The sequence below is a fragment of the Telluria sp. ZT3P39 genome, assembly GCF_059685935.1.
Genome location: NZ_JCASIH010000003.1, coordinates 286,762 through 310,870 on the forward strand (window position 1 = coordinate 286,762; position 24,109 = coordinate 310,870).

The following is a 24,109-nucleotide window of genomic DNA, read 5'->3' on the forward strand; positions in this document are numbered from 1 at the left end:
CCACGCCGGACGAATCCGGTAGAAGCTGGATTACTGCAGGAGCGACATGACCATCGACGACATGCTGTTCGACTGCTTGAGCATGGCGGTGCCGGCTTGCAGCAGCATCTGGCTGGAAGTCATGTTGGCGCTTTCGGTGGCGAAGTCGACATCCATGATCAGGCCGGCAGCGGCCTTGCTGTTGGTGCTGATGTTCGACAGGTTGTTGTACACGTGTTCCAGGCGGTTGGCGGCAGCGCCCAGGCCCGAACGGACCTTGTTGACCGAAGCCAGCGCGGTTTCCAGCGTACCGATGGTGCCGTTGGCCGAAGCGGTCAGCTCGGTGCCGACGGCGGTGGTGGCGTATTTGGTGGTGACGGCGGTCACGTCCGACACGACTTGCGACACGTCGGTGGCCAGGGTGACATCCATGGTTTCGCTCGACGAAGCGCCGATCTGGAAGGTCATCGACGAAGCGATGGTGCCGCCGACCAGCAGCTTGGTGCCGCCGAAGGTGGTGTTCTGCAGGACGTTCTTCAGTTCGGTGCCCAGTGCGTCGTATTCCGACTGCATGGCGGTCTTGTCGTCGGCGGTCGACGAAGCATCGGCTGCCTGGGTGGCCAGGTCTTTCATGCGGACCAGCATGTTGCTGACTTCGTCCAGCGCGCCTTCGGCGGTCTGCAGCATCGAGGTCGAGTTCTGGGTGTTGCGCATTGCGACGGCCATGCCCGAGGTCTGGGCTTTCAGGCGCGAGGCGATCTGCAGGCCGGCAGCGTCGTCCATTGCCGAGTTGATGCGGTAGCCGGTCGACAGGCGGGTCATCGAGGTCGACAGCGAGCTCTGGGTGCGGCTGATCGAGTTCTGTGCGGACAGTGCAGCGTTGTTGGTGTGAAGGCTCAGCATGGTGTGCTCCTGATTGGTGAATTCGGTTTCGAGTGCGTCACTCGCTCTCACAAGTACAAGGCGACAGGTTTCACTCCGGCATTAAGTGCCGTGCGGAAATTTATTTAAATATTTTTCGTGACCGCACCCAGCTGGTAGAAACGACGACGCCGCCTAACGGCGGCGTCGAAGCGACATCTATATATAGTGCGAGGGGAAGTCAGGCCGGCGCCAGGTCCGACAGCCGTACCCGCAGCGACGCCGGCGCCTCGCCGGCACACCAGCGCTGCCACATCAGGCGCAGGCCATGTTCCAGGCCCGCGGCGGTCACGCCCGGATAGCCCAGCACCGAGTTGACGAAGCGCTCGCGCATCCCGGCGCGCATCGCGGCCAGGGCCGGGATGTTTTGCGACAGGAACACGCCGAGGCGCACATAGGTGGCGTCGTCATCGGTCACGAAGTCGCGCAGGCCGACGTGGGAAATGAAGGACACCGCGGCATGGCTCGGGTTGGTCGCCCCGACCGTCGCCAGCGTCGGCACGCCCATCCACAAGGCGTGGCCGACCGTGGTCGAGCCGCTGTAGGGGAAGGGACTGAGGCAGACGTCGACGTCGTAATGCTGCATCAGGTAGCCATGCACGTGGGTGCGCTCGCGCAGCAGCAGGCGCTCGCGCGGGATGCCTTCGTGGGCGAACCAGTCGACCAGCACGTCGTCCACCCCGGACTGCAGGCCGCCCAGCAGCATCTTCGAATCCGGCACCGCATGCAGCAGCTTCGACCACTGGGCGATCACGTCGCGGCTGAGTTTGCTTGCGCGGTGGAAGCTGCCGAAGGTCAGGAAGCCGTTGCGCAGCGCTGGCAAATCGTTGACCGGCGGTGCGCCCGGATCCGGCAGGAAGGGCGCCAGCAGCGGCAGGCGCGCCAGCTGTTCGGTGAACTGGGTGTCGTAGCGGCCTTCCGGCAGCATGAATGGATCGCACACGTAGTAGTCCATCGATTCCATGCCGGTGGTGCCGGCATACCCGATCCAGCTGGCCTGCACCGGGGCGGGCTTGCGCATGAACAGCGGGAGGCGGTTCAGGGCCGAATGGCCCGACAGGTCGATCAGGATGTCGATGCCGTCCGCGCGGATCAGCTCCTCGGCGGCGGCGTCGTCCAGGTGCGCGATCGTTTGCCAGCTGGCGGTGCAGGCGCGCAGCGCCGCGGACTTGGGGTCGTCGATCGTGTTGTTGTAATAGACGTGGAGCTCCACCTGCCCGCTATCCTTGAGCGCCTCGAACACCGGCGCCACGAAGGTGGCCACCGCATGTTCGTACAGGTCGGCCGATACGAAGCCGATCCGGAGCCGGCGCGCCGGATCGCGCCCATTGAGGTGGGGCCGGCGCAGCGCGCGCAGTGCGGGCTCCCAGCGCTGGCCGAAAGCGAAGTGTTCGCGGGTGAGTTCGTCCGGATCGAAACAGCAGTGGCTCAGGATGAACAGCATCACGCTGTGCGCCCCCGGCGACGGCGCGAGCTCGAACGCGCTTCGGGCCAGGCGCAGCGCTTCCTGCCACTCGCCCAGGTTGAAGCACAGCCCTACCAGGCCATGCAGCACCTGGACGTTCTCCGGCGCCAGTTCGAGGGCGCGGCGCAGGGTTGCCGCCGCCTCGCCGAGCTTGCCGCGGGCGCGCAAGGCATTGCTCAGGTCGACCAGTACATCCGGCCGCCCCGGGGCCAGGGCGACGGCGCGTTGGAAGCCTTCGATGGCCGCGTCATGGCGCTTCAGGACATGGTCGCAATGGGCCAGGTGCAGGACCGCGGCCACATGGCCGGGCTGCTGCGCGAGGACTGCGCGGAAATGCCCGGCCGCTTCCTCGTGGCGCCCCTGGTGGAACAGGATATTGCCCAGGTCCGTGCGCGCATCGAGATGGTCCGGCTCGATCGCGAGCGCGCGTTGCAAGCAATCCACGGCTTCGCCGCTGTTCCCGAGCGCGTGCAGCACCCCGGCCAGCACCAGCAGCGGCGCGCTGCGCGCCGGCGCCAGCTCCACCGCGCGCCGCGCCGGGGCTTCGCCTTCGGCCGCGCGCTTGAGGCGCAGCAGCGCATTGGCCAGGCCCTGGTGCAGGTCGGCCTCGTCCTGGAAGCGCAGCGCGCCCCGGTAGGCCGCCACGGCTTCTTCATCGCGCCCGAGCTCGAACAGGCCCGCAGCCAGCACCGCCTGCAGGCCGCGCACCTTCGGATTCAGTTCCAGCGCCCGGCGCAGGCTCGCCACGCCCTCGTCGAGCCGGCGCGCTTTCAGGAGGGCCAGGCCGAGCAGGGCATGGGCATTGCCGTCGCGCGGGTTGCGGCGCACGGCGAGGCGGTGCTGGTCGAGCTGGTCGGAGGCGGCAGGAGAGCTTGTCTGGGTCATCGGGAAGTGGGGTCGGCGTGGCCGGTTTCTGTGCGGCAATAGCCGCGATTGTAAAACGGGACCGTAGTCTGGGGGGCGGGAATGTTGCGCCGGGGGCGGAAAAATTTGCCTTTGTTGGCAAAGCGGCTTGGCTTCCTGCCCACACATGCCGGTAAGGCGTGGTGGATACGCGTCAGCGTTTGCACTGCAGCGTCATCTCCCGGTACACGCCGGGGCGCTCTTGCTTCGATACCAAGTCGCAGCGCGTTGCGGCATCGTCCATGCGCCGGAACAGCTTGACCGTTTCGCCGCTATATCCGCACCATAACCTGTACTCATGCGGCATGCTGCCTCCTGATCGATATGGAGAGGGTATGGTGTCAGGCCGGTGGGTGCACGAACTTGGCAGCAGTCACGGTGTGATGGCAGCGACATCAAGCACCTTTTGCTCTATCATGTCGGGCTTCGCCCATACGGCGCGTTTCCCAAGCACTCAATGACTTCTGTCTGTGACAAGCCAGCAAGCGGGCCCCGCCTGTCCGTCGCCCCATGATGGACTGGACAGAAAAAGCCGTAAATAAAGGCTTCCTTTGAAGTTGTGTGCACTCTATGTGTGCAGTCTTCAGCGGGGGCGACTCCATAGCCTCAACACCAATGCAGTGAGAACTGCCGAACCGATGAACGAAAGGACGATGATGTTATACGCCTTGTCGAGGTTCATGCCGGGATCGAGGAAGATTATTGAAGCCCAGACAAGTACAGCTATCAATAAGCCGATGCTGAGCGAAATGAATGTAGTTCTCATGCGAATGGCTCCCCGGCAGGACAATTGAAATACTGCCCGGCTTTACTACCACCTGCCCGGACAACTTCTTCCGCAAAGGAAGTGCAGTTATGAGCCACAGCGCCCCATAGCCACGGCTTTTGTATCAGTTCATGCAGCTTTTCATGCGCCCCCTTAGGGTTGGGCAGCTTGATCATCCAGCGGCGCATTTCACGCTTGCCGTTCTCTCTTAAGTACCGCATATAGTTACTCTCAGGCATCCACTTGGGCAACTTATACGGGCCAGCGATATGGACATACCAACTCCAGCTTTCACCGACATGTAGTAGCGTATGGCCGCATGCGTTGAACCCACTCCCGGTCACAATGACGGCACAAACGTGCTGGAAGTCGCGTTCTTCCAGCGGGCAGAGAATCATTGCTGCACCCTCGTAAGGCTCGGACATATAGCCTCCGGGTTAGCACACTTTATGTGCTGAACAATCCCAGCTACCGCTAGTATTGCCCTGCGCTCCACCCCGGATGCTTTGGCGGGTGTAGTGCCATTTGATCTTGGCATATGGGTTGAACGGCGATTCTTGCCCGACTGATCAGGAGCAACGTTGGCAAGAGTCAGGAACCGGAGGGAGGAAGATCAACCGGCAGTGTTCCAGGGCTGACTTTTCCTAAAAAATTTTTGGGAAGATGGCCCTTCGCCTCAACGAGGAACGGGGACAGGTCTGTAATTCGGACACGGTGTCAGCTGTATGTGGAGGAACCGGCCGGGTCTGACATTTGGACACGGCCTCATCCGTATGCGCCATACCGTGACCGGCTCGGCCGTACCAACCCTGACGCTTTCCCTCTTTTGCTCTATCATGTCGGGCTTCGCCCGCACGGCGCGTTTCCCAAGCACTCAATGACTTCTGTATCTGCCAAGCCGGCAAGCGGCCGGCGCCTGTCGGTCGCCCCCATGATGGACTGGACCGACCGCCACTGCCGCGTCTTCCACCGCCAGATCACGCGCCACACCTGGCTGTACACCGAGATGGTCACCACCGGCGCACTGGTCTATGGCGACGTCGAGCGCCACCTGCGTTATGACGGCGTCGAGCATCCGGTCGCGCTGCAGCTGGGCGGCAGCGACCCGGCCGACCTGGCGAAAAGCGCCAAGCTGGGTGAGCAGTGGGGCTACAAGGAAATCAACCTGAACTGCGGCTGCCCGTCCGAGCGCGTGCAGAAGGGCGCGTTCGGCGCCTGCCTGATGGGCGAGCCGCAACTGGTGGCCGACTGCGTCAAGGCGATGCGCGACGCGGTGTCGATCGACGTCACCGTCAAGCACCGCATCGGCATCGACTACAACGAGGAATACGGCTTCGTGCGCGATTTCGTCGGTACCATTGCCGACGCAGGCTGCCAGACCTTCATCGTGCACGCCCGTAACGCCGTGCTCAAGGGATTGTCGCCGAAGGAAAACCGCGAGATCCCGCCGCTGCGCTACGAGGTGGCCTACCAGCTCAAGCGCGAATTCCCCGAGCTGGAAATCATCATCAACGGCGGCGTCAAGACCGATGCAGAGATCGTCCTGCACCTGGAACACGTCGACGGCGTCATGCTGGGGCGCGAGGCCTACCATAACCCTTGGGTGATGGCGACCTGGGACAGCCTGTTCTATGGCGACGAGGCCAGCCCGAAGACCCGCCGGCAGGTGCTCGAAGCGATGGTGCCGTATATCGCCGAGCAGCTGCGCCTGCATGGCAGCCACGGTCTCAAGCTCAACAGCATTACGCGGCACATGCTGGGCATCATGACCGGCCTGCCGGGCGCGCGGGCTTTCCGCCAGATGCTGTCCGATCCGAAGAAGCTGGCCGGCGCCGACCCGGCCCTGCTGCTGGAAGCCGCCGCGCGCATGCCCGTCGCGGCCTGAGCTGCTTCACCCCTCCCAAAAGGCGTACTTCGGTACGCTTTTTTCGTTGCCTGTCGGCAAATTACGACACAATGTGTGTGAATTGTATAGGCAAGTCATGAAAAGCTTGCCGACCGGCAAGAGTAATCGCATAATTTCTCTCGCTCCCACCGGATTGATCGAAATCAATTCTGTTGTTGAGCTGAAACAAACAAGCGGCGGCCACCGATTTCGAGTTGCCGGCCAGAATTTTTGATTTATCCTGTCGGAAACATGTGGCGTTTTTTTGAGGCACATGACGCGTCGCACGGCGCAGCGATCCGGGCGAATTCGATCACACAAACAGGGAAGAACACGAATGGCTTTTTTGAATAACTTGAAGGTCGGTACCCGCCTCGCGCTCGGCTTTGCGCTGGTGCTGGTGTTGCTGATCGCCGTCACGGGTGTGGGTATCCTGCGCATGTCGCAGATCCAGGATCGCCTCGACCAGGTCGTGAGCGTCAACAACGTGTCGACCAGCCTCGTGACCGACATGCGCAACAACGTCGGCGAGCGCGTCGCTGCGCTGCGCGTCCTGACCCTGATGACCGACCCGGCCGACATGGAACCGGAAATGGTCAAGTTCAAGGAACAGACCCGCAAGTACGACGAAGCCCAGAAGAAGCTGTCGGCGATCTTCGCGGCCCACGCCAGCGACAAGGAAAAAGCGGTGCTGGCCAAGGTCAAGGAATTCGAAGCCGCTGCCATGCCGGCCATTGCCAAGGCCTCGGAACTGTACCTGGCCAATAACGCGATGGACGCCACCCGCGTGATGATCCGCGAAGTGCGCCCGGTGCAGAAGAAGTGGACCGAAGCGCTGGACCAGCTCTCCACCCTGGAAGAAAAGCAGAACGCGCAAGCCGCGGCCGATGCCCAGAGCGCCTTCGTCAATGCCCGTAACTTCATGATCGTCATGCTGCTGACCGCCGTTGCCATGGGCATCGCGGCAGCCTGGGTGATCAGCCGCAGCCTGCGCAAGCAGCTGGGCGGCGAGCCGGCCTACACCGCCAGCATCGCCAGCAGCATCGCCCACGGCGACCTGTCGATCGGCATCGAGACCGATGCGTCGGACCGCAGCAGCCTGCTGGTGGAAATGAAAGAAATGCGCAACAGCCTGGTCGGCATCGTCGAGCAAGTGCGCCGCGGCACCGAGACCATCGGCACCGCCTCGCGTGAAATCGCCGCCGGCAACATCGACCTGTCCTCGCGTACCGAACTGCAGGCCAGCTCGCTGGAAAAGACCGCTTCGGCGATGGAAGAACTGACCTCGACGGTCAAGCAGAACGCGGACAATGCCCGTGAAGCCAATCTACTTGCGGCGACCGCCTCAAACGTGGCGCTCAAGGGTGGTGAAGTGGTGTCGCAGGTGGTGGGCACGATGGGCGAGATCAACACCTCGGCCAACAAGATCGCCGACATCATCAGCGTGATCGACGGCATCGCGTTCCAGACCAACATCCTGGCGCTGAACGCCGCTGTGGAAGCAGCCCGTGCCGGTGAACAGGGCCGCGGCTTCGCGGTGGTGGCATCGGAAGTGCGCAACCTGGCCCAGCGTTCGGCTGCGGCAGCAAAAGAAATCAAGACCCTGATCGGCGATTCGGTCGAGAAGGTCGAGCGCGGCAGCAAGCTGGTCGGCCAGGCCGGCGTGACGATGGACGAAGTGGTGGCGAGCGTGAAACGCGTGACCGACATCATGAGCGAGATCGCCAACGCCAGCGCCGAGCAGAGCGCCGGTATCGAACAGGTGAACCTGTCGATCATCGAGATGGACAGCATGACCCAGCAGAATGCCGCCTTGGTCGAAGAAGCCGCTGCCGCCGCGCAGAGCATGCAAGACCAGGCAAGCGAACTGACCCGCGTCGTCAGCATCTTCAAGCTGACCGAAGGCGAACAGCAGGCCGAAGCACCGGCCCCGGTCGTGACCAGCACCGCCGTGGTGGTGAGGCCAAGCGCAGCCAAGCGCCCGGCCCCGGCCCTGAAGAAGCCGGCCGCGAAGAAACCCGCAGCAGCGCCGCAAGACGCCGCAGCACCGGCCGCCCGGCCAAAGAAAGCAGCAGCCACCGCCGGCAATGACGAGTGGGAAGAATTCTAAGAGAGACGAAGCGCCGGCCCAGGCCGGCAAGCAGCTGAGACTGCCAACCTTAATCAAAACCTTATTGGAAAATTATATGAAAAACCTGACCATGAAGCTGATCGCAGCAATGACCCTCGCCGCCGCAGCCGGCGCCACCTTCGCCGCTGAAGTGCCGGCCTCGTTCGACCCGAAGAAGTGCTCGGTCGAATACCCGAAAGCATCGCTGATGAACGAAGAGCAGGGCACCACTTCGGCATCCTTCCTGGTCGGCGCTGACGGCACCGTCAACGAATCGAAGCTGGAAAAGTCGAGCGGCTTCAAGAACCTGGACAAGGCAGCCCTCAAAGGCTTGTCGTCGTGCAAGTTCAAGCCGGGCACCAAGGACGGCGCACCAGCCGCTACCTGGACCAAGGTCGACTACGCATGGAAGCTGGACTAATCCGGTTTTTTGCCAATCGTAAAGAAACAGCCGGCCTTGCGCCGGCTGTTTTCGTATGGGGGCAGTGCTGGGTGAGGTAGTTCACGTTCACCGTTACATTTTCGTGGCGACATGTATCGAGTGTAAGAAGTTGTCTCTTTTCTACTGTGCGCGCTCGGGACTGGCTACAGTAGAGCCATACAACTGAGAAGGAGAAGCACCATGAAGAGCATTCTTGCCGCTACCGCAGCTGTCCTCATCAGCACCGCAGCCTTCGCACCGGTCCAGGCCCAGGCACAAGGCCGCACCGAAGTGATCGTCATCCAGAAGGCGCCGCCGTCGCCGCGCCATGAAGCCATCCCGGCCGCACGCCGCGGGCATGTCTGGGTCCCGGGTTACTGGGCCTGGAACGGCCGCCGCCACGTCTGGGAACGTGGCCACTGGGAACGTACGCGCAGGGGTTATGCCTACGCCCAGCCTGAATGGCGCCAGGACCGTAACGGCTGGTACCTCGAGCGCGGCGGCTGGCAGCGCGGCGACCGCGTAGAGCGCCGCGACCGCGACGGCGATGGTGTCCGCAACGGCGTCGACCGTGATCGCGACGGCGACGGCATCCGCAACCGCGACGATGCCCGCCCGAACAACCCGAACCGTTATTAAGGGTTGAGAAGTACATGAACCGCCTGCACCGCAGGCGGTTTTTTTATATGGAGAACGAGGGCGCGAAGCCCGATCCGGCGTCGTCGAGGTCGCTGCACACGCGGTTGCGCCCGGTATCCTTGGCGCGGTAGAGCAGGGTGTCGGCCCGGCTCACGAATACGCCGGGGGCGATCGCTTCGCCGGGCGCTGCATGGAAGGTGGCTGCCCCTGCGCTGATGGTGGCGGTGCCGGCCGGATTGTCCGGATGTGCAATGCCGAGCTCGAGGACGGCCAGCCGCAGGCGCTCGGCCACATAGCGCGCACCGACCGCGCCCGTTCCCGGCAGCACCACGGCGAATTCCTCCCCGCCATAGCGCGCTACCAGGTCGGTCGGCCGCGCCAGCCCCTCACGCAAGGTCGCTGCCAGCTGGCGCAGGCAGGCGTCGCCGGCCACATGGCCATAGCGGTCGTTATATTTCTTGAAGAAATCGACGTCAACCAGCACCAGCGACACGGCCGCGCCGGTGCGCGCTGCGCGGGCCAGTTCGAGCAGCAGGACGTCCTGGAAATGCCGGCGGTTGGCGATGCCCGTCAGCGCATCCCTGGTCGCCAGCACGGTCAGTTCCTGGTTGCGCTCCTGCAGGTGCTCCTTGGCGATGACGAGTTCGCCTTCGAGCTGGTCGCGGATCATGATCTGGCGCACCAGCCGTGCACCGACGCCCACCAGCAGCAGCACGATCAGGATGGTGCCGCCCGTCATCAAGAGGGTCGACTGCTGCCATTCGGCCAGGATCTCATCCTTGGCCTGGGCCGTCGCGACCAGCAGCGGCAAGCTGCCGAGATGCCGGTAGCTGTACAGGCGCACCACGCCATCGACCCGCGAGCGCAGCATGGCGCTGCCGACCGGCCCTTGTTCCCGATAGGTCTGGAAGATGGGGCCGCCGGCGACGCTCTGGCCGATCAGCTTTTCCAGGAAAGGGCGGCGGTAGATGACGACGCCATTGTCGATCGCCAGGAGGATCACGCCTTCCTTGCCCACGTGGAAACTGTCGTACAGGTCGGCAAAGAAGTCTAGCTGGATCGTGCCCAGGGCGACCGGGAAGTGACCAGCCAGCTTCCATCGGGTCCGTAGACGAACAGGCCGTGCAATTCCTTGGTGCCGGCCACCATGCTGCGCAGGTGGGTGCGCAGCCGCGCGGCCGAGTCCGGCGACAGGCCCTCGTGTTCCACCTGCTCGACCACGCTGGACAGCACGGTGTCGACGATCCTGATCGTGCTTTCGGCCTGCGCCGCCAGTGCGCCCGCCATGTTCGAGGTGGCCGCCGCCGTCTCGGCCAGCCGGCTCTGGCGCGCGCTCCAGGCGCTCCAGGCCTGCGCGGCCACCAGCAAGGTACAGAACAGGGCGAGCACCAGGATGGCGTAGCGCACCGCCGGACGCTTCTTCGCCCTCAGCCGGGTAATCGGGGTAGGTACGGGCTCACTAGGGGTCATCAGGGTGGCCGCTGGCGGCGCCGGGTTGCAGGAAGCTTGGAGAATATCCATGACACCCGAAAAAGTCGAGCAGCATACGCCAACCCCTGGCGCGGGGTATCCGGCCCGGATCGTGGGGCAGCGGGCCCTGCCCTTGTGCAGGGCCCGCAGGGTCAGGGGTTCTCGTCGCCCGGATTGCCCTGGAATCCCTTCGGGAGGCGGGGCATCCTGACCGTGAAGGTGGTGCCATCCCTTGCGTCCGAAGCGACGCTGAGCTTGCCGCCGTGCGCGTGGATGATCTCGCGCGAGATGAACAGGCCAATGCCCAGGCTGGTGCGTTCCATGTAGTCGCCGTCGGCGTTGCCGGCGGCGGCCAGGCGCACCATGGGATCGAAGATACTGGAGAGCTTGTCCGGCGCGATGGGCGCCCCGCGGTTGTTGACCGTGATGACGAGATCGTCTTCACTGCAGGCCACCATGATACTGGCCGGGACGTCGGGATTGCCATACTGGATGGCATTGCCGACCAGGTTGGACAGCACCTGGGCAATGCGGCCCTCGTCGAAAATGGCGTCCAGCTGGCACGGCGCCTCGATGTCGATCTGCTTCTCCGGGTGGAAGGTACGCAGTTCGTTGACGACTTCCTCGCACACCTCCACCAGGCTGGCCTGCTTGACCCGGATCGGGATGCCCGGGCCCAGGTGGGTGCGCGTAAAGTCGATCAGGTCATTGATCAGCTTGCTCATGCGCTTGGCGCTGTTGAACATGCGGGTGGCAACAAGCACATATTTCGGCAGGATGTCGGTGGCCTGCATGACGAAACTCGATCCGGTCACGACGGTGCCGAGCGGGTTGCGCAGGTCGTGCCCGAGGATTGCCAGGAACATGTTCTGCGACTGCTTGACCATGGATTCGTAGCGTGCGACCGACTCGGCCAGCGCCTGGTCGACCGCTTCGTTGAAGCGCGTCACATCCCGCATGTCGGTGGACCGGTCGTCCCGGATGTCGGCCGCCCACAGGGTGAGCACGCTCGAGCGCAGGGCGCGGTATTCTGAAACCAGCTGCACCACGGTGTAGCCGGACAGCAGGCGCGCCTCGGCATGGGTTTCGGCGGCCGTATCGGCATGCGTGCGCTTGCCCAGGCCTTTGGATTTCGCGATTTTTTCCTGGTCCGATTGCGGCGTGGCCAGGTCGGAGGAAAAGGCGAGCAGCATCTGGCGCGCATGGTCGCGCAGCGCGGCGTCGTCCATGGTCAGTGCAGGTGGCTCGATCGTGCGGGCAAAATCTTCCCATGCCTGGAGTATCGATTCCATATTGTTGCGAATGAAATCACCCAGTCGGTGCTTTGTCATGTCAACCTTGTCATGCCCGGTTCCGCGACATTCGCATCGAACGGGTTTTCGGCATAATAACAGTCGTTTCCAGCCATTTACCGGCATTTAGGAATGTGCACACGCGCGAAATTAAATCCGAAATGATTAGGTGAACGGGAAGAATGCCTGTATCTTCTGTCCTGCACTACATCAAGTCGTTGTTATTGTTGGTCTTTCTCTCCTGTTCGCCGTTCGGCGGTCCCGTTTGATTTCCTCCTGTTACCCTCTCTTGGTCGTCTGTGCGCCTCGGGCGTTTTTGCCCATGCAAACTAAAGGAAATGTAAAATGACTACTCAAACCGGCACCGTAAAATGGTTCAACGATTCCAAAGGCTTCGGCTTCATCACGCCTGACGCAGGCGGCGGCGACCTGTTCGCCCACTTCGGCGACATCCAGTCGGAAGGCTTCAAGAGCCTGGCCGAAAACCAGCGTGTTTCGTTCGAGCGTTCGACCGGACCTAAAGGCGAAAAAGCCGGCAATATCCGCGCAATCTAATTAGCTAGCCTGATTATCATTTCGCTCTTACAGCGCGCACTACGCAGATAGCGTGGGCGAGGCTGGAGCGAAATGAGCGGCGCGCACCATGCAGATAGCATGGGCGAGGCCGTAGCGATAAAAAACCCGCCAATTGGCGGGTTTTTGCATTGGCAGGCAGACCAGCTGGGCTTTCCAGTCCGCGCGTCACCGCTTGTAAAAATCGTCCAGACAAAACAAAAGGCTTACTCGAATATTGCTGAGTAAGCCTTTGTTTTACTACCGAATTCTTGGGGTGGCTGATGGGGCTCGAACCCACGACAACAGGAATCACAATCCTGGACTCTACCAACTGAGCTACAGCCACCACTGACTTGCATCTGCCGCGTTGTTTCTGCGACAGAACAAGATTATACAAACAACTTCGCGAACTGGCAAATCTAAATGTGCGGTGCGCCTGAGTTGGGGCACAACACACCGCTCCCGACCTCGTGCACCGGCGGATCCTGCCCCAGCAGGGTGGTGAACGCCGCCGTGAGCGCCGCCGCGCTGGCGCTGGTAAAACCGTCCAGGCGCGCGCTCTGGCCGCCGGCCGCGCGCAGCAGCCCGGCCGTCCCCAGCAGGCGCGCGAGCTGGCGCACCACGGCGTCGCCCGTGTCGATCAGCACCACTTCGGCGTCGGTATGCCGGCGGATCACGGCCTCGATCGAGCCCTGCACCAGCGGGTAGTGCGTGCAGCCGAGCACCAGGGTGTCGGCGCCTTCACGCAGCAGCGGCGCGATGAAGCGCTCCAGCATGGCCTCCAAAGCCTGCGAGTCGCGTTCGCCGAATTCGATCTGGTCGGCCAGGCCAACGCAGGGCTGCAACAGGAAGCGCGCGCTGGTCGCTTCATGGATCTGGTCGCGCAGCAGCAGGAATTTTTCGCCGGCCAGGGTCCGTTCGGTGGCCAGTACGCCGACCGTGCCGTTGCGGGTGGCCGCCGCGCCCGGTTTCAGGCCCGGCTCGACGCCGACGATGGGCATATCGGGATACTGCCCGCGCAGGACCCGCACCGCGGCCACGGTGGCGGTGTTGCAGGCCACGACCAACGCCTTGACGCCTTGCGCCACCAGGTAGCCGGCGACAGCGAGCACGCGCTCGATGACGACCTGCTCCGGCTTGTCGCCATAGGGCGCAAACGAAGTGTCCGCAAAATACAGGAGATGTTCGTGCGGCAGCTGCGCCTGGATATGGCGCAGCACCGAGAGGCCGCCGACGCCCGAGTCGAAAATGCCGACCGGGGCGTCAGGGAGTAGGGAAGGGGTGCTCATGGCGAGGGCGCGGGCAGGGTTGAGCAAGCCCGCGCGTCAATCACACCGCGTTGACCGGAATGCCCTTGAGCGACTCGATCTTGGCCGACCATTCCTTCGGTCCGGTGTTGTGCACCGACGTACCGGTGGAGTCCACCGCAACGGTGACCGGCATGTCGGTCACGTCGAACTCGTAGATCGCTTCCATGCCCAGGTCCGCGAAGCCCACGACTTTCGCGGACTTGATCGCTTTCGACACCAGGTAAGCCGAGCCGCCGACTGCCATCAGGTAGGCCGACTTATGACGCTGGATCGATTCGATCGCCATCGGGCCGCGCTCGGCCTTGCCGATCATCGAGATCAGGCCGGTCTTTTCCAGCATCATGTCGGTGAACTTGTCCATGCGGGTCGCGGTGGTCGGGCCTGCCGGACCGACGACTTCGCTGCCCACCGGGTCGACCGGGCCGACGTAATAGATCACGCGGTTGGTGAAGTCCACCGGCAGCGGCTCGCCCTTGGCCAGCATGTCCTGGATGCGCTTGTGCGCGGCGTCGCGGCCGGTCAGCATCTTGCCGTTCAGGAGCAGGGTCTGGCCCGGCGTCCACGAAGCGACTTCTTCCTTGGTGAGCGTGTTCAGGTCGACGCGCTTGGATTTCTCCGTGTCCGGGGTCCAGTGGACGTCAGGCCAGGTCGACAGCGCCGGCGGTTCGATGTACGCCGGGCCCGAGCCGTCCAGCACGAAGTGGGCGTGGCGGGTGGCGGCGCAATTCGGGATCATCGCCACCGGCTTGGAAGCCGCGTGGGTCGGGTACATGTTGATCTTCACGTCGAGCACGGTGGTCAGGCCGCCCAGGCCCTGGGCGCCGATGCCCAGTGCATTGATCTTGTCGCACAGCTCGATACGCAGTTCTTCCGTCTTGTTCTGCGGGCCGCGCAGCTTGAGCTCGTACATGTCGATGTCTTCCATCAGCGACTCCTTGGCCATCAGCATCGCCTTCTCGGCGGTGCCGCCGATGCCGATGCCCAGCATGCCCGGCGGGCACCAGCCGGCGCCCATCAGCGGCACGGTCTTCATGACCCAGTCCACCAGCGAGTCCGATGGGTTGAGCATGACGAACTTGGTCTTGTTTTCCGAGCCGCCGCCCTTGGCCGCGACTTTCACATCGACGGTCTCGCCTTCGACCAGTTCCATGTGGACCACGGCCGGGGTGTTGTCCTTGGTGTTCTTGCGCTCGAAATGCGGGTCGGCCACGATCGAGGCGCGCAGCTTGTTGTCCTCGAAGGCGTAGGCACGGCGCACGCCTTCGTTGACGGCGTCGGTCACGGTGCCGGTGAAGCCTTCGAAGCGCACGCCCATGCCGATCTTCAGGAACACGTTGACGATGCCGGTGTCCTGGCAGATCGGACGCTTGCCTTCCGCGCACATGCGCGAGTTCGTCAGGATCTGGGCAATGGCGTCCTTTGCCGCCGGACTTTGCTCGGTCTCATACGCGCGCGCCAGATGCTGGATATAGTCGGCCGGATGGTAATAGCTGATGTACTGGAGGGCTGCCGCGACCGATTCGATGAGGTCGCTTTGGGTGATAACGGTGGGCATGGAAGTTCTCGATCAGGGGAATTAATGTTTTGAATGCGTGGTCATCACGATGCGGTCGGTGTACGCGATCGCCATGGCCGACAACAGGAAGGCAAAGTGGATGATGGTTTGCCACATCATCGTTTCCGGAGCATAGTTCGCCGCATTGATGAAGGTTTTCAGAAGGTGGATCGACGAGATGCCGATGATCGCCATCGCCAGCTTGGTCTTGAGCACCGAGGCGTTCACGTGCGACAGCCATTCCGGCTGGTCCGGGTGACCCTCCAGGTGCATGCGCGAGACGAAGGTCTCGTAGCCGCCCACGATCACCATGATCAAGAGGTTCGAGATCATGACCACGTCGATCAGGCCGAGCACGACCAGCATGATCGTCACTTCGGTCAGCTTGGTCGGCCGCGGTGCGCCTGGCACGGTGACGGCATCCAGGATGTGCTGGAGCGAGGCGACGTTGCCCATCGCCGCGCCGATCAGGTCCTTGAGTTCGACCCAGAAATGGAAGACGTAGACGCACTGCGCCAGGATCAGGCCGAGGTACAGCGGCAGCTGCAGCCAACGGCTGGAAAAAATCAGGTTGTTAAGCGGGGTAAGCTTTTTCGGTTGCGAATCAGGGGATAACTGGGCCATCGGGACTTGAGCTCCTGGAATGCGGAAAAATACAGCAGAGCATTTTACACCTGCCGGCGCCCGCCTGCCTGTTCAAGCTCCTGGTTTTCGGCTGCGTTGGTAGAATGGCATTCCAGAAGAAAGCGCCGCTGCCTCCCATGTAAGGGCAGAGTAAGCGAGCCCACCTAAGGTGTCCTGTAAAACTTACTACCATGGAGACGAACATGACCGAGAACGAGACCAGTCACGAAGAATTTACCCTGCAGGAAAGCCGGGTATTCCAACCGCCGGCCGAGTTCGCTGCCAAGGCCACGATCTCCGGCATGCAAGCCTACGAAAAGCTGTGCGCCGAGGCCGCCGGCGACTACGAAGGCTTCTGGGCGCGCCTGGCGCGCGAGAACATCGACTGGCAGAAACCGTTCACCAAGACGCTCGACGAATCGAACGCACCGTTCTATCAATGGTTCGGCGACGGCCAGCTCAATGCCTCGTACAACTGCCTCGACCGCAACCTTACCAACGGCAACGCCGACAAGACCGCCATCATCTTCGAGGCGGACGACGGCACGGTCACCCGCGCGAGCTACCGCGAGCTGCACGAGCGCGTCTGCAAATTCGCCAACGGTTTAAAGAGCCGCGGCATCAAGAAGGGCGACCGCGTCATCATCTACATGTCGATGTCGCTCGAAGGCGTGGCCGCCATGCAGGCCTGCGCCCGCATCGGCGCCACCCACTCGGTGGTGTTCGGCGGCTTCTCGGCCAAGTCGCTGCAGGAACGCATCATCGACGCCGGCGCCGTGGCTGTCATCACCGCCGACGAGCAAATGCGCGGCGGTAAGTCGCTGCCCTTGAAAGCCATCGTCGACGAAGCGCTGGCGCTGGGCGGCATCACCACCATCCGCGACGTCATCGTCTACAAGCGCACCGGCGGCAACATCGCTTTCCAGGAAGGCCGCGACATCTGGCTGCACGACCTGGTCGACAACCAGAGCGCGCAATGCGAGCCGGAATGGGTCGATGCCGAGCACCCGCTCTTCATCCTCTACACCTCGGGCTCCACCGGCACGCCGAAGGGCGTCCAGCACGCCACCGGCGGCTTCCTGCTGTGGGCCGCCCTCACCATGAAGTGGACCTTCGACATCAAGCCGAACGATGTGTTCTGGTGCACGGCCGACATCGGCTGGGTCACCGGCCACACCTATATCGCCTACGGCCCGCTGGCGGTCGGCGCCACGCAGATCGTGTTCGAAGGCGTGCCCACTTACCCGCACGCCGGCCGCTTCTGGGAAACCATCGCCAAGCACAAGGTCACGATCTTCTACACGGCGCCCACCGCGATCCGTTCGCTCATCAAGGCATCGGATGTCGACGAAAAGGTGCACCCGAAGAACTTCGACCGCTCGAGCCTGCGCCTGCTCGGTTCGGTCGGCGAGCCGATCAATCCGGAAGCCTGGATGTGGTACTACAAGAACGTCGGCGAAGAACGTTGCCCGATCGTCGATACCTTCTGGCAGACCGAAACCGGCGGCCACATGATCACCCCGCTGCCGGGCGCGACCCCGCTGGTGCCGGGCTCGTGCACGCTGCCGCTGCCGGGCATCATGACCGCGATCGTGGACGAATCCGGCGCCGACGTGCCGAACGGGCAGGGCGGCATCCTGGTGGTCAAGCGCCCATGGCCCTCGATGATCCGCACCATCTGGAACAACCCGGAGCGCTTCCGCACCAGCTACTTCCCGGAAGAACTGGGCGGCAAATACTACCTGGCCGGCGACGGCGCGATCCGCAACAAGGACACCGGCTATTTCACCATCACTGGCCGCATCGACGACGTGCTGAACGTCTCGGGCCACCGCATGGGCACGATGGAAATCGAATCGGCCCTGGTGGGCCACCCGCTGGTCGCGGAAGCCGCGGTGGTGGGCAAGCCAGACGAAACCACGGGCGAATCGATCTGCGCCTTCGTGGTGCTGAAGCAGGCACGCCCGAGCGGCGAGGATGCCAAGAAACTGGCCGCCGAACTGCGCACCTGGGTCGCCAAGGAAATCGGCCCGATCGCCAAGCCGAAGGAAATCCGCTTCGGCGACAACCTGCCGAAAACCCGCTCCGGCAAGATCATGCGCCGCCTGCTGCGCGTGCTGGCCAAGGGCGAGGCGATTACGCAGGATGTGTCGACGCTGGAGAATCCGGCGATTCTGGATCAGTTGAAAGAGTCGGCGTAGTCCCGTAGGGTGGGCGGGTCTTCCGCCCGCGCGTTCAACTAAAGCAAGCGCCGTGGCTGAGCACGCACTGGCTGAACGCGCGGTCGGCGTAGCCGACCACCCTACAACTTCTCCATCTGCTGCTTCGCATACTCCGCCCCGGCCCCGCCCGGCGCCAGTTCCACATAGGTCTTGTACGCCGCCTTGGCCTTCGCCTTGTCCCCAGCCCGCGCATGCGCATCGCCCAGGTTCCGATACGCGATCGCCCGTGACGGATCCATCTTCACCGCATTCTCGAACCAGCGCGCCGCCTCGGCATACTTGTCCTGCTTGTAGAACACGAAGCCCAGGTTATTCGCCGCCAGCGCAAAGTTCGGCCGCAGCTTGAGCGCCTCGGTGAACTGCGCCTCCGCCTGCGCATACTGCTTTTCCTTGTACAGCAGCAGCCCCTGGTCATTGGCCCGCTGCGCCTGCTGCCGCTGTGAACCCGGCACCGCCGCCGGCGCCGTGATCCGCGTATCAAAGCCCTGCAAGTCCTTCACCACCACCGTCGCGGCCGGCGCGGAAGCCTGTGCATCGAGCTTGGTGTTCAGCGCAATCGCATCGTTCGACAACTGCGCCGTGCCGGTATTGAGGAACTCGCTTTCCTCCGGCAATTCGAACACGAATTCGCCGCCTTCTGAGCCCGGCAGGCTGCCAAAAGCCGGCGTCTGCTGCGACACGCTCGACACCGCCGGCGCCACATAGGCCGCCAGCTCGGTGCCGGTGATCAGGCTGTCGCCGTTCAAATCCGCCTTGCCGCCCAGGCCCTGCAGCAACGTCCAGGTGAACACAGAATGCCCGTTCGGTCCGCCGTCCGACACCAGCTGGTCGCTGCCGCCGGCCGTCAGCATCTGACGGCCCAGGCGCTTGGCGTTATCGCGCAGGAAGGAAGCATTCGCCGCGCCGCGCGTCAGGCCCAGTCCGCTGTAGCAGGCGTCCATCACGAACAGCGCGTGCTTGGCCGGCAGGCTTTCCGCGATGTTCTGGATTTCGGTCATCGGGATCGCGTCGGTCGCCAGCTTGTCCGGGTCGGCATCGACCGGGACGATATAGCCCAGGTCGCGTCCAGAGCTGAGTTTGCGCGTGGCGCCATGCCCGGCGAAGAAGACAAAGATGCGGTCGTTCGGCTGCAGGTTGCCGTGCGCGAGCTTGTCGTGGAAGGCGGCCAGGATGCCGCTCCGGGTCGCCGCTTCGTTCTTGAGCGTGATCACGCGTTCCGGCGCGAAGCCGAACTTCTGCACCAGCATCTGGCCCACGCCTTCCGCATCGCGCACCGCATACTGGAGCTGCGGCCATTTCTGGTACTTGTCGATCCCGACCACGATCGCCCACGAATTGGCATAGCCGGTCGCCGCCGAGCGCTGCACGGGAGCAGGGGCGGTGGCGCCGGATACCTTGAAGGCATCGCCGTCCCAGCCCGCGAACTGATAGCCCTCGGCCACCAGCCGGTCGAGGATGGCGGGCAGTGCCTTCACGGTGCGCTCGTGGATGTCATGGAACAGGATGATGCCTCGGCCTTCCTTGTCGACCGTGCGCAGCACGCGGTCGGCAATCGAGGAGGGCACCGGGTCGGCCCAGTCGAGCGAATCGATATTCCACATCACCGATTTCAAATGCGCCGCGTCCAGCGCCTGCATGCCCTCGCGGTTGCGCGCCCCATAGGGAAAGCGGAACAGGTTTGAACGCTGCGGGTCGACGGCCTTGAGCAGGGTATCGGTACTCATGATTTCCGCCCGCAAGCCGCTGCCTGTCTGCTTCGACAACTGCGCATGCGAAAAGCTGTGGTTCGCCAGCACATAGCCCGACTGTTTCAGCCGGCGCATCACCTCCGCGCCGCCATTGAGTTTGGCTTTGCCCTGCGCGTCGAGCGCGCCGATATTGCGGCCCACGCTGAAGAAAATCGCCGGCGCGTTGTACTGCTTGAGGATGGCCGCGATCTCCTCGCTGTAGCGGCGGTGCGGGCCATCGTCAAAAGTTAGCACCACGGTCTTCTTCGGCAGCGACTTGCCGAAGATTTCGCCTTCTTCCACGCTCGCCTGCGACGGGCTTGACGGCGCTTCCGGCTTGGCAGGGTAGGGCGCGACAAAACCGTAATCCTTCAGGATGCGCTCGCGCTGGTAGAGGGTCTTCAGGTAGGCGACATAGCTTTCCCATTTCTCGCGTTTGAGGATGATCGAACGCGACTCGAAGCGCCCGAACACCGCGCGGATCTCCTTCTCGTAATTGCGCTCGATTTCCGCCAGCGCCTCCAGGTCTTCCGAAATGCGCTTGTGCAGCTTGATCGCGGGCAGCGACGAATCCTTCGCCACCTGGGCCAGCAGCGACTGCATCAGCTCGCGGAAAGCCAGGCGATCCGCGTCATACAGGCCTTCGCCCGATTCCACGTAGTCGAGCAGGCTGCCGAGGGCGTCGAAGCGGGCGGGATTGGTCGAGGCGACCAGCTGCGCAAGTGCTGCATCGACCTTGCCGACGCGAACCTGATTCTCGTGGAACAGCTCCTGACCGACCCGGTTGGCCTGGGCCCGCTGTTCTGGCGACAGCCCGGCCTCGTCCTGGGTCAGCACGATGATCTTGCGGTAGGCCGCCAGCATCGCCTGCATGTCGGCCGAGATCGCGCTGGTGTCAACCGCGGGCTTGCTGGCCGCGGCAGGTGCAGGCGAGGAGGGGGACTGAAGGCTGACGATCCAGCTGCCCGCAGCGGCGCCGGCTGCGGCAACGGTGAAGATGACGTAATACAGGGCTTTGCGTTTCACGGCGGCTCATGGCAGGGAGTGTAATCCGGGAAACGATACCATCCTGCTGACCTTGTCGCTGCGTTGAAGCGCAAAATCCCCCGCTAGATACGGCAATGCCGCCCAGGAGGCGGCATTTTATGCGCGGTGCTTAGGACGCGTATCAGGAAGACGACAGCACGAAGGTATTCCCGTCCGGATCGCGGAACTTCGCATACGAGCCCCAAGGCTGGGTGGTCGGCGGATCGACGAATTCGACGCCGCGACCGCTCAGCTGGCGGTAGGTCGCTTCGACGTTGTCGCAAGCGAACGAGCCGTTGAAGAAGCTGCCGATGCGGTCTTCCTGCCCATCCGGCGTGAACAGCACGACACGCGTGCCGGAGCTGCCGATGCGCAGCTCGATCCAGCGCTTGCCCGGGCCCATCGGCTGGTCGGTCGCGATGTCGAAGCCGAGCTGTTCGGTGTAGAAGGCGAGGGCGCGGTCCTGGTCCGAGACCGGGATGCTGACGAATTTCAGTTGGGTGATCATGGGTGGTCTGCCGTGGTTGTCATTGCATCCATTATCGTGGCAGACTCGCGCCTCCATGTATTTTTAATCACTATAGTATTCATGACTACCCGCCAGTCTTCGCTTGATGCCTACGTGTTCGAGGTCCTGATGCCCGACCTCGTCGGCCACGACCGCCGTCCCGCCGCCTTCGTCGTCTACCTGCATCTTTTGTACAGCGCGCAAGCCCTGGGCCGCGACGCAGTGCCGGCCAGCTTGCAAACGATTGCCGTGAAAACCGGACTGTCCAAGTCGGCCGTCCAGTCCGCGTTGCGCCACCTGAAGCGGCGCGGACTGATTGGTCAAGAGGAGGTCGGTACGCAGCTCAACCCGGTCCGCCACGTCCTGCGCCCCTGGCGCCGGCGCTAGCCGCTTGATACCGCGCCGTGACGGCGTCGCCGGAACAGTCTTGTATAGAAGAGAATCCTTGATATAATAGGCGGCTTCGTGGAGACACGAGGACCATCAGGAGAGATGGATGAGTGGTTTAAGTCGCACGCCTGGAAAGCGTGTGTAGGTTCATAGCCTACCGGGGGTTCGAATCCCCCTCTCTCCGCCAAGACAAGAGTGAAAATATGGTTGTAACGGTGCCTACCCCCCAAACGACCCCTCAAAAAAAATGAGATTGCGTGAAACAAGCGCTTTCCTGAAAGCCCGCCTCGTGCGGGCTTTGTTGTTTTGGTGAACCACTTTTTCCATTCGATGTACGTCCAAGGACTGCCTCAATGCGTGAGCGTATGAATTCAGAACCTCGCTAAGGTAATTCGTGGCTGTCCCCTTGTCATATGGGAAACATTGATATAAGTTATCATCTGCCGTGCAGGAATTGGCCTGTTCAGTGCGCTTATGATCTCAGACGCCATGATGAGCGAAGGCTTCGGAAGGCTTCTACGTGCAAAGGACATATTAAATGGTAACTGCTGGCAAGGCTCGCGCGAAGGCACCGACTGCTCTCGAAGTACTTTTCTTAATCTGTGCAGCAGAACCACTGCAGGGGAGTCATGTGCATCGAGTGTGGCGAGGACAAGTTGCTTCACGTGATATGCCCCGCGCCAAGACGATGATAATGAAGTGGCTGGGCGGTCATTTTGCTGCTTGTGTCGAACTCGCTTGCGCGCTTGCTGCCCAAAGTCTAGGGGTCCGCGTACCTACGCCAGCCATTGTTGTCGCACCCCGTGAGTTCGTTCACGGCATTCCCGCGGCGCTCCACTCCGAAGAAGTCCTGCTCGTTGGGAGCGAGTACAAGGTGCCTGACGCTTTTCTCGCAATGGCTGCCGATGGTAACCCTGCGGCGGAAGAGTTCGTGTGGAACAAGCTATGTGCCAGCGACATGGGGCCAGCTGGGGCAGCTTGGGATGAACTCGTGGCAAATGACGATCGACATTATCAAAATGCTATCTTCGACGGATCCTACTGGTGGCTCTTCGATCATGACCGTGCGTTAATGGAGGCAGGGCCTTTCAATAAGAATCCGACTGACAATGTGACGCGGCTGGATCTGACGAATTTTCGTGCGAAATCCAATAATCTAGCAGCCCAAATGGTCAGTCGTCTTCAGTCGAACCACGGCATCGCGGCCCAGCCAGCTGAGTTCGACCGCAACAAGAAAGCGCTTTCGATGCTCGTTCAGGCCGCAAGCAAATGGACTCATCCTGATCCGAGGATACAAAAGATTTTCGAGACCACTGCTATACTTCTAACTGCTATCGAGCTACGACTGCCAGCCCTCGCGCTACATATTCAAGACCGCATTGAAAAACCCAGCGCTGCAGATTTATGGAAACAAGATTCCGACTGAACATGGACGCCCCAAAAATTAGCGCACGATTTTCCCCCATCTTTTGGCAACCGATGGCAGGTGGTGCTGAACGGATCACTGCGCTCTTGGCTATAGAGCCAGAACCAGGGCAAACGTATTTAACACCAGCTGCACACTTAATTCTGCCGCTCAAGCGGCTCAAGGGAATCTTTGGACCAGCCCGCGGCAGCTCGGCATACGGCATACTGAATGAGGTGGCAGAGTTTATGACCTCTCGTCTGGTCGCCGGTTTGACTTTAGAAGAACTTGACGCGCCGTTTGCGGGATTTACGGTAGGAAACGTACGAACCATTAGAGCTTTCTCGGAAGAACAGCTCTTGTCCGGTGCAGTGCAGATGGTTTCGGCGCTCGGTGACATCGACGACCTCTTAGAAGATGACACGTTCGGAACACGATCGACGTCGACAACCCTAGCTTTTTTGAAGCTTGTTCAGACTGCTTTTTCCCATGATATTAAAGATCGGCGCAGCCGCTTCTTCAAGTCAATGAGGGCTGATGGCGAAGAGCGCGTAACGATCGATTACGCATACAAAAAATGGCTGGTGCAATTTGCTAGTTTGCCTTCTACCGTTGGTCAGGCACCATATGTTCGTCGTGAGGCAGAAAGTAAAATCTTGGAATTGATCACCGCCCGAGACTTTGTCGAGTCACCAACCGAAACGATCTTAATTATTAACCGCCAGCCAATCGTTCATGCCAGCGAAAGCATTAGAAATATCGTAGCCAAGGCAAATGAATCATTGCAGTGGTTCGCCAAGCGCCACAACGTTCAGCCTGTAGAAGTTAAATCGACAGACGCGGCAGTACGTGCGTTGGAGCAACTCGCTTAACTGGATTTTCTCTTTAGGCTAGTAATTCTTCAATCTTTTGATTGCTATGCAAAATAGTCAACGG

The 24,109-nt window shown here is 62.1% G+C and carries 22 protein-coding genes and 2 tRNA genes; 11 read left to right on the forward strand and 13 right to left on the reverse strand.

The window, feature by feature from the left end:
- Positions 1-30: 30 nt before the first annotated feature.
- The 4 genes from AC56LR_RS05335 to AC56LR_RS05350 all read right to left on the reverse strand — a co-directional run bounded on the left by AC56LR_RS05335 (position 31) and on the right by AC56LR_RS05350 (position 4,459).
- A complete protein-coding gene (locus AC56LR_RS05335) occupies positions 31-882 on the reverse strand; it encodes a flagellin N-terminal helical domain-containing protein (RefSeq protein ID WP_497128273.1) in 852 nt (283 codons plus the stop codon).
- Positions 883-1,081: 199 nt separating this feature from the next.
- Entirely contained in the window at positions 1,082-3,250 is a 2,169-nt protein-coding gene (locus tag AC56LR_RS05340) for an O-linked N-acetylglucosamine transferase, SPINDLY family protein (protein ID WP_497128275.1), read from the reverse strand.
- A 172-nt stretch (positions 3,251-3,422) separates the two neighbouring features.
- Complete coding sequence (locus AC56LR_RS05345) at positions 3,423-3,575, reverse strand: STY0301 family protein (protein ID WP_497128277.1); 153 nt, start codon at positions 3,573-3,575, stop codon at positions 3,423-3,425.
- Positions 3,576-4,030: 455 nt separating this feature from the next.
- Entirely contained in the window at positions 4,031-4,459 is a 429-nt protein-coding gene (locus tag AC56LR_RS05350; protein ID WP_497128279.1) for a hypothetical protein, read from the reverse strand.
- Between the two features lie 452 nt (positions 4,460-4,911).
- Here AC56LR_RS05350 and dusA point away from each other — a divergent pair, with 452 nt between their 5' ends.
- The 4 genes from dusA to AC56LR_RS05370 all read left to right on the forward strand — a co-directional run bounded on the left by dusA (position 4,912) and on the right by AC56LR_RS05370 (position 9,089).
- The gene (gene dusA / locus AC56LR_RS05355; protein WP_497128281.1) at positions 4,912-5,919 is read left to right on the forward strand and encodes a tRNA dihydrouridine(20/20a) synthase DusA; all 1,008 of its coding nucleotides are present in this window, start codon (positions 4,912-4,914) and stop codon (positions 5,917-5,919) included.
- A gap of 337 nt (positions 5,920-6,256) precedes the next feature.
- A complete protein-coding gene (locus AC56LR_RS05360) occupies positions 6,257-8,029 on the forward strand; it encodes a methyl-accepting chemotaxis protein (protein WP_497128283.1) in 1,773 nt (590 codons plus the stop codon).
- Positions 8,030-8,105: 76 nt separating this feature from the next.
- Positions 8,106-8,450 carry an energy transducer TonB gene (locus AC56LR_RS05365; protein WP_497128285.1) on the forward strand — a complete coding sequence of 115 codons (345 nt, stop codon included), beginning with the start codon at positions 8,106-8,108 and terminating at the stop codon, positions 8,448-8,450.
- Between the two features lie 201 nt (positions 8,451-8,651).
- Entirely contained in the window at positions 8,652-9,089 is a 438-nt protein-coding gene (locus tag AC56LR_RS05370) for a YXWGXW repeat-containing protein (protein WP_497128287.1), read from the forward strand.
- A gap of 43 nt (positions 9,090-9,132) precedes the next feature.
- Here AC56LR_RS05370 and AC56LR_RS05375 read toward each other — a convergent pair whose 3' ends face one another.
- The 3 genes from AC56LR_RS05375 to AC56LR_RS05385 all read right to left on the reverse strand — a co-directional run bounded on the left by AC56LR_RS05375 (position 9,133) and on the right by AC56LR_RS05385 (position 11,851).
- Positions 9,133-10,107 (reverse strand): sensor domain-containing diguanylate cyclase, encoded by a 975-nt coding sequence (locus AC56LR_RS05375; RefSeq protein WP_497128289.1) that lies wholly within the window; start codon positions 10,105-10,107, stop codon positions 9,133-9,135.
- A 32-nt stretch (positions 10,108-10,139) separates the two neighbouring features.
- A complete protein-coding gene (locus tag AC56LR_RS05380; protein ID WP_497128291.1) occupies positions 10,140-10,559 on the reverse strand; it encodes a PDC sensor domain-containing protein in 420 nt (139 codons plus the stop codon).
- A 152-nt stretch (positions 10,560-10,711) separates the two neighbouring features.
- Positions 10,712-11,851 (reverse strand): ATP-binding protein, encoded by a 1,140-nt coding sequence (locus AC56LR_RS05385; protein WP_497128293.1) that lies wholly within the window; start codon positions 11,849-11,851, stop codon positions 10,712-10,714.
- A gap of 345 nt (positions 11,852-12,196) precedes the next feature.
- Here AC56LR_RS05385 and AC56LR_RS05390 point away from each other — a divergent pair, with 345 nt between their 5' ends.
- Both AC56LR_RS05390 and AC56LR_RS05395 read left to right on the forward strand, forming a co-directional pair.
- Positions 12,197-12,406, forward strand: a complete 210-nt coding sequence (locus tag AC56LR_RS05390) for a cold-shock protein (protein ID WP_171085897.1) — start codon at positions 12,197-12,199, stop codon at positions 12,404-12,406.
- Positions 12,407-12,478: 72 nt separating this feature from the next.
- On the forward strand, positions 12,479-12,652 hold the full coding sequence (locus AC56LR_RS05395) for a hypothetical protein (protein ID WP_497128296.1): 174 nt from the start codon (positions 12,479-12,481) through the stop codon (positions 12,650-12,652).
- A gap of 24 nt (positions 12,653-12,676) precedes the next feature.
- On the opposite strand, the gene AC56LR_RS05400 is transcribed toward AC56LR_RS05395, so the two are convergent.
- The 4 genes from AC56LR_RS05400 to AC56LR_RS05415 all read right to left on the reverse strand — a co-directional run bounded on the left by AC56LR_RS05400 (position 12,677) and on the right by AC56LR_RS05415 (position 15,895).
- A tRNA-His gene (locus AC56LR_RS05400) sits at positions 12,677-12,752 on the reverse strand.
- A 73-nt stretch (positions 12,753-12,825) separates the two neighbouring features.
- Positions 12,826-13,695, reverse strand: a complete 870-nt coding sequence (murI, locus tag AC56LR_RS05405; protein WP_497128298.1) for a glutamate racemase — start codon at positions 13,693-13,695, stop codon at positions 12,826-12,828.
- A gap of 40 nt (positions 13,696-13,735) precedes the next feature.
- Positions 13,736-15,271: a fumarate hydratase gene (locus AC56LR_RS05410; protein WP_497128300.1), complete on the reverse strand. Its 1,536-nt coding sequence runs from the start codon at positions 15,269-15,271 to the stop codon at positions 13,736-13,738.
- A 21-nt stretch (positions 15,272-15,292) separates the two neighbouring features.
- Complete coding sequence (locus AC56LR_RS05415) at positions 15,293-15,895, reverse strand: TIGR00645 family protein (RefSeq protein WP_497128303.1); 603 nt, start codon at positions 15,893-15,895, stop codon at positions 15,293-15,295.
- A gap of 203 nt (positions 15,896-16,098) precedes the next feature.
- Between AC56LR_RS05415 and acs the strand changes: the two genes are divergently transcribed.
- Entirely contained in the window at positions 16,099-18,096 is a 1,998-nt protein-coding gene (acs, locus tag AC56LR_RS05420) for an acetate--CoA ligase (RefSeq protein ID WP_497128305.1), read from the forward strand.
- Between the two features lie 101 nt (positions 18,097-18,197).
- Here the strand turns inward: acs and AC56LR_RS05425 are convergent, their stop codons facing one another.
- Both AC56LR_RS05425 and AC56LR_RS05430 read right to left on the reverse strand, forming a co-directional pair.
- Positions 18,198-20,870, reverse strand: coding sequence for a polysaccharide deacetylase family protein (locus tag AC56LR_RS05425; RefSeq protein ID WP_497128307.1), 2,673 nt, complete (start codon positions 20,868-20,870; stop codon positions 18,198-18,200).
- A gap of 142 nt (positions 20,871-21,012) precedes the next feature.
- The gene (locus AC56LR_RS05430) at positions 21,013-21,378 is read right to left on the reverse strand and encodes a VOC family protein (protein ID WP_489874138.1); all 366 of its coding nucleotides are present in this window, start codon (positions 21,376-21,378) and stop codon (positions 21,013-21,015) included.
- An 81-nt stretch (positions 21,379-21,459) separates the two neighbouring features.
- Here AC56LR_RS05430 and AC56LR_RS05435 point away from each other — a divergent pair, with 81 nt between their 5' ends.
- From AC56LR_RS05435 to AC56LR_RS05450, 4 genes are all read left to right on the forward strand, one after another.
- Positions 21,460-21,765: a helix-turn-helix domain-containing protein gene (locus tag AC56LR_RS05435; protein ID WP_497128309.1), complete on the forward strand. Its 306-nt coding sequence runs from the start codon at positions 21,460-21,462 to the stop codon at positions 21,763-21,765.
- A 99-nt stretch (positions 21,766-21,864) separates the two neighbouring features.
- Positions 21,865-21,955: transfer RNA gene (locus AC56LR_RS05440), tRNA-Ser, on the forward strand.
- Positions 21,956-22,306: 351 nt separating this feature from the next.
- Entirely contained in the window at positions 22,307-23,194 is an 888-nt protein-coding gene (locus AC56LR_RS05445; RefSeq protein ID WP_497128311.1) for a hypothetical protein, read from the forward strand.
- Between the two features lie 2 nt (positions 23,195-23,196).
- Positions 23,197-24,045, forward strand: a complete 849-nt coding sequence (locus tag AC56LR_RS05450) for a hypothetical protein (protein ID WP_497128313.1) — start codon at positions 23,197-23,199, stop codon at positions 24,043-24,045.
- The last annotated feature ends 64 nt before the right edge of the window (positions 24,046-24,109 follow it).

Excerpts from the sequence above, each read along its gene's own strand:
- AC56LR_RS05335 (WP_497128273.1), bottom strand. The coding sequence starts at position 882 with ATGCTGAGCCTTCACACCAACAACGCTGCACTGTCCGCACAGAACTCG.
- AC56LR_RS05340 (WP_497128275.1), bottom strand. The coding sequence starts at position 3,250 with ATGACCCAGACAAGCTCTCCTGCCGCCTCCGACCAGCTCGACCAGCAC.
- AC56LR_RS05345 (WP_497128277.1), bottom strand. The coding sequence starts at position 3,575 with ATGCCGCATGAGTACAGGTTATGGTGCGGATATAGCGGCGAAACGGTC.
- AC56LR_RS05350 (WP_497128279.1), bottom strand. The coding sequence starts at position 4,459 with ATGTCCGAGCCTTACGAGGGTGCAGCAATGATTCTCTGCCCGCTGGAA.
- dusA (WP_497128281.1), top strand. The coding sequence starts at position 4,912 with ATGACTTCTGTATCTGCCAAGCCGGCAAGCGGCCGGCGCCTGTCGGTC.
- AC56LR_RS05360 (WP_497128283.1), top strand. The coding sequence starts at position 6,257 with ATGGCTTTTTTGAATAACTTGAAGGTCGGTACCCGCCTCGCGCTCGGC.
- AC56LR_RS05365 (WP_497128285.1), top strand. The coding sequence starts at position 8,106 with ATGAAAAACCTGACCATGAAGCTGATCGCAGCAATGACCCTCGCCGCC.
- AC56LR_RS05370 (WP_497128287.1), top strand. The coding sequence starts at position 8,652 with ATGAAGAGCATTCTTGCCGCTACCGCAGCTGTCCTCATCAGCACCGCA.
- AC56LR_RS05380 (WP_497128291.1), bottom strand. The coding sequence starts at position 10,559 with ATGACCCCTAGTGAGCCCGTACCTACCCCGATTACCCGGCTGAGGGCG.
- AC56LR_RS05385 (WP_497128293.1), bottom strand. The coding sequence starts at position 11,851 with ATGGAATCGATACTCCAGGCATGGGAAGATTTTGCCCGCACGATCGAG.
- AC56LR_RS05390 (WP_171085897.1), top strand. The coding sequence starts at position 12,197 with ATGACTACTCAAACCGGCACCGTAAAATGGTTCAACGATTCCAAAGGC.
- AC56LR_RS05395 (WP_497128296.1), top strand. The coding sequence starts at position 12,479 with ATGAGCGGCGCGCACCATGCAGATAGCATGGGCGAGGCCGTAGCGATA.
- murI (WP_497128298.1), bottom strand. The coding sequence starts at position 13,695 with ATGAGCACCCCTTCCCTACTCCCTGACGCCCCGGTCGGCATTTTCGAC.
- AC56LR_RS05410 (WP_497128300.1), bottom strand. The coding sequence starts at position 15,271 with ATGCCCACCGTTATCACCCAAAGCGACCTCATCGAATCGGTCGCGGCA.
- AC56LR_RS05415 (WP_497128303.1), bottom strand. The coding sequence starts at position 15,895 with ATGGCCCAGTTATCCCCTGATTCGCAACCGAAAAAGCTTACCCCGCTT.
- acs (WP_497128305.1), top strand. The coding sequence starts at position 16,099 with ATGACCGAGAACGAGACCAGTCACGAAGAATTTACCCTGCAGGAAAGC.
- AC56LR_RS05430 (WP_489874138.1), bottom strand. The coding sequence starts at position 21,378 with ATGATCACCCAACTGAAATTCGTCAGCATCCCGGTCTCGGACCAGGAC.
- AC56LR_RS05435 (WP_497128309.1), top strand. The coding sequence starts at position 21,460 with ATGACTACCCGCCAGTCTTCGCTTGATGCCTACGTGTTCGAGGTCCTG.
- AC56LR_RS05445 (WP_497128311.1), top strand. The coding sequence starts at position 22,307 with ATGGTAACTGCTGGCAAGGCTCGCGCGAAGGCACCGACTGCTCTCGAA.
- AC56LR_RS05450 (WP_497128313.1), top strand. The coding sequence starts at position 23,197 with ATGGACGCCCCAAAAATTAGCGCACGATTTTCCCCCATCTTTTGGCAA.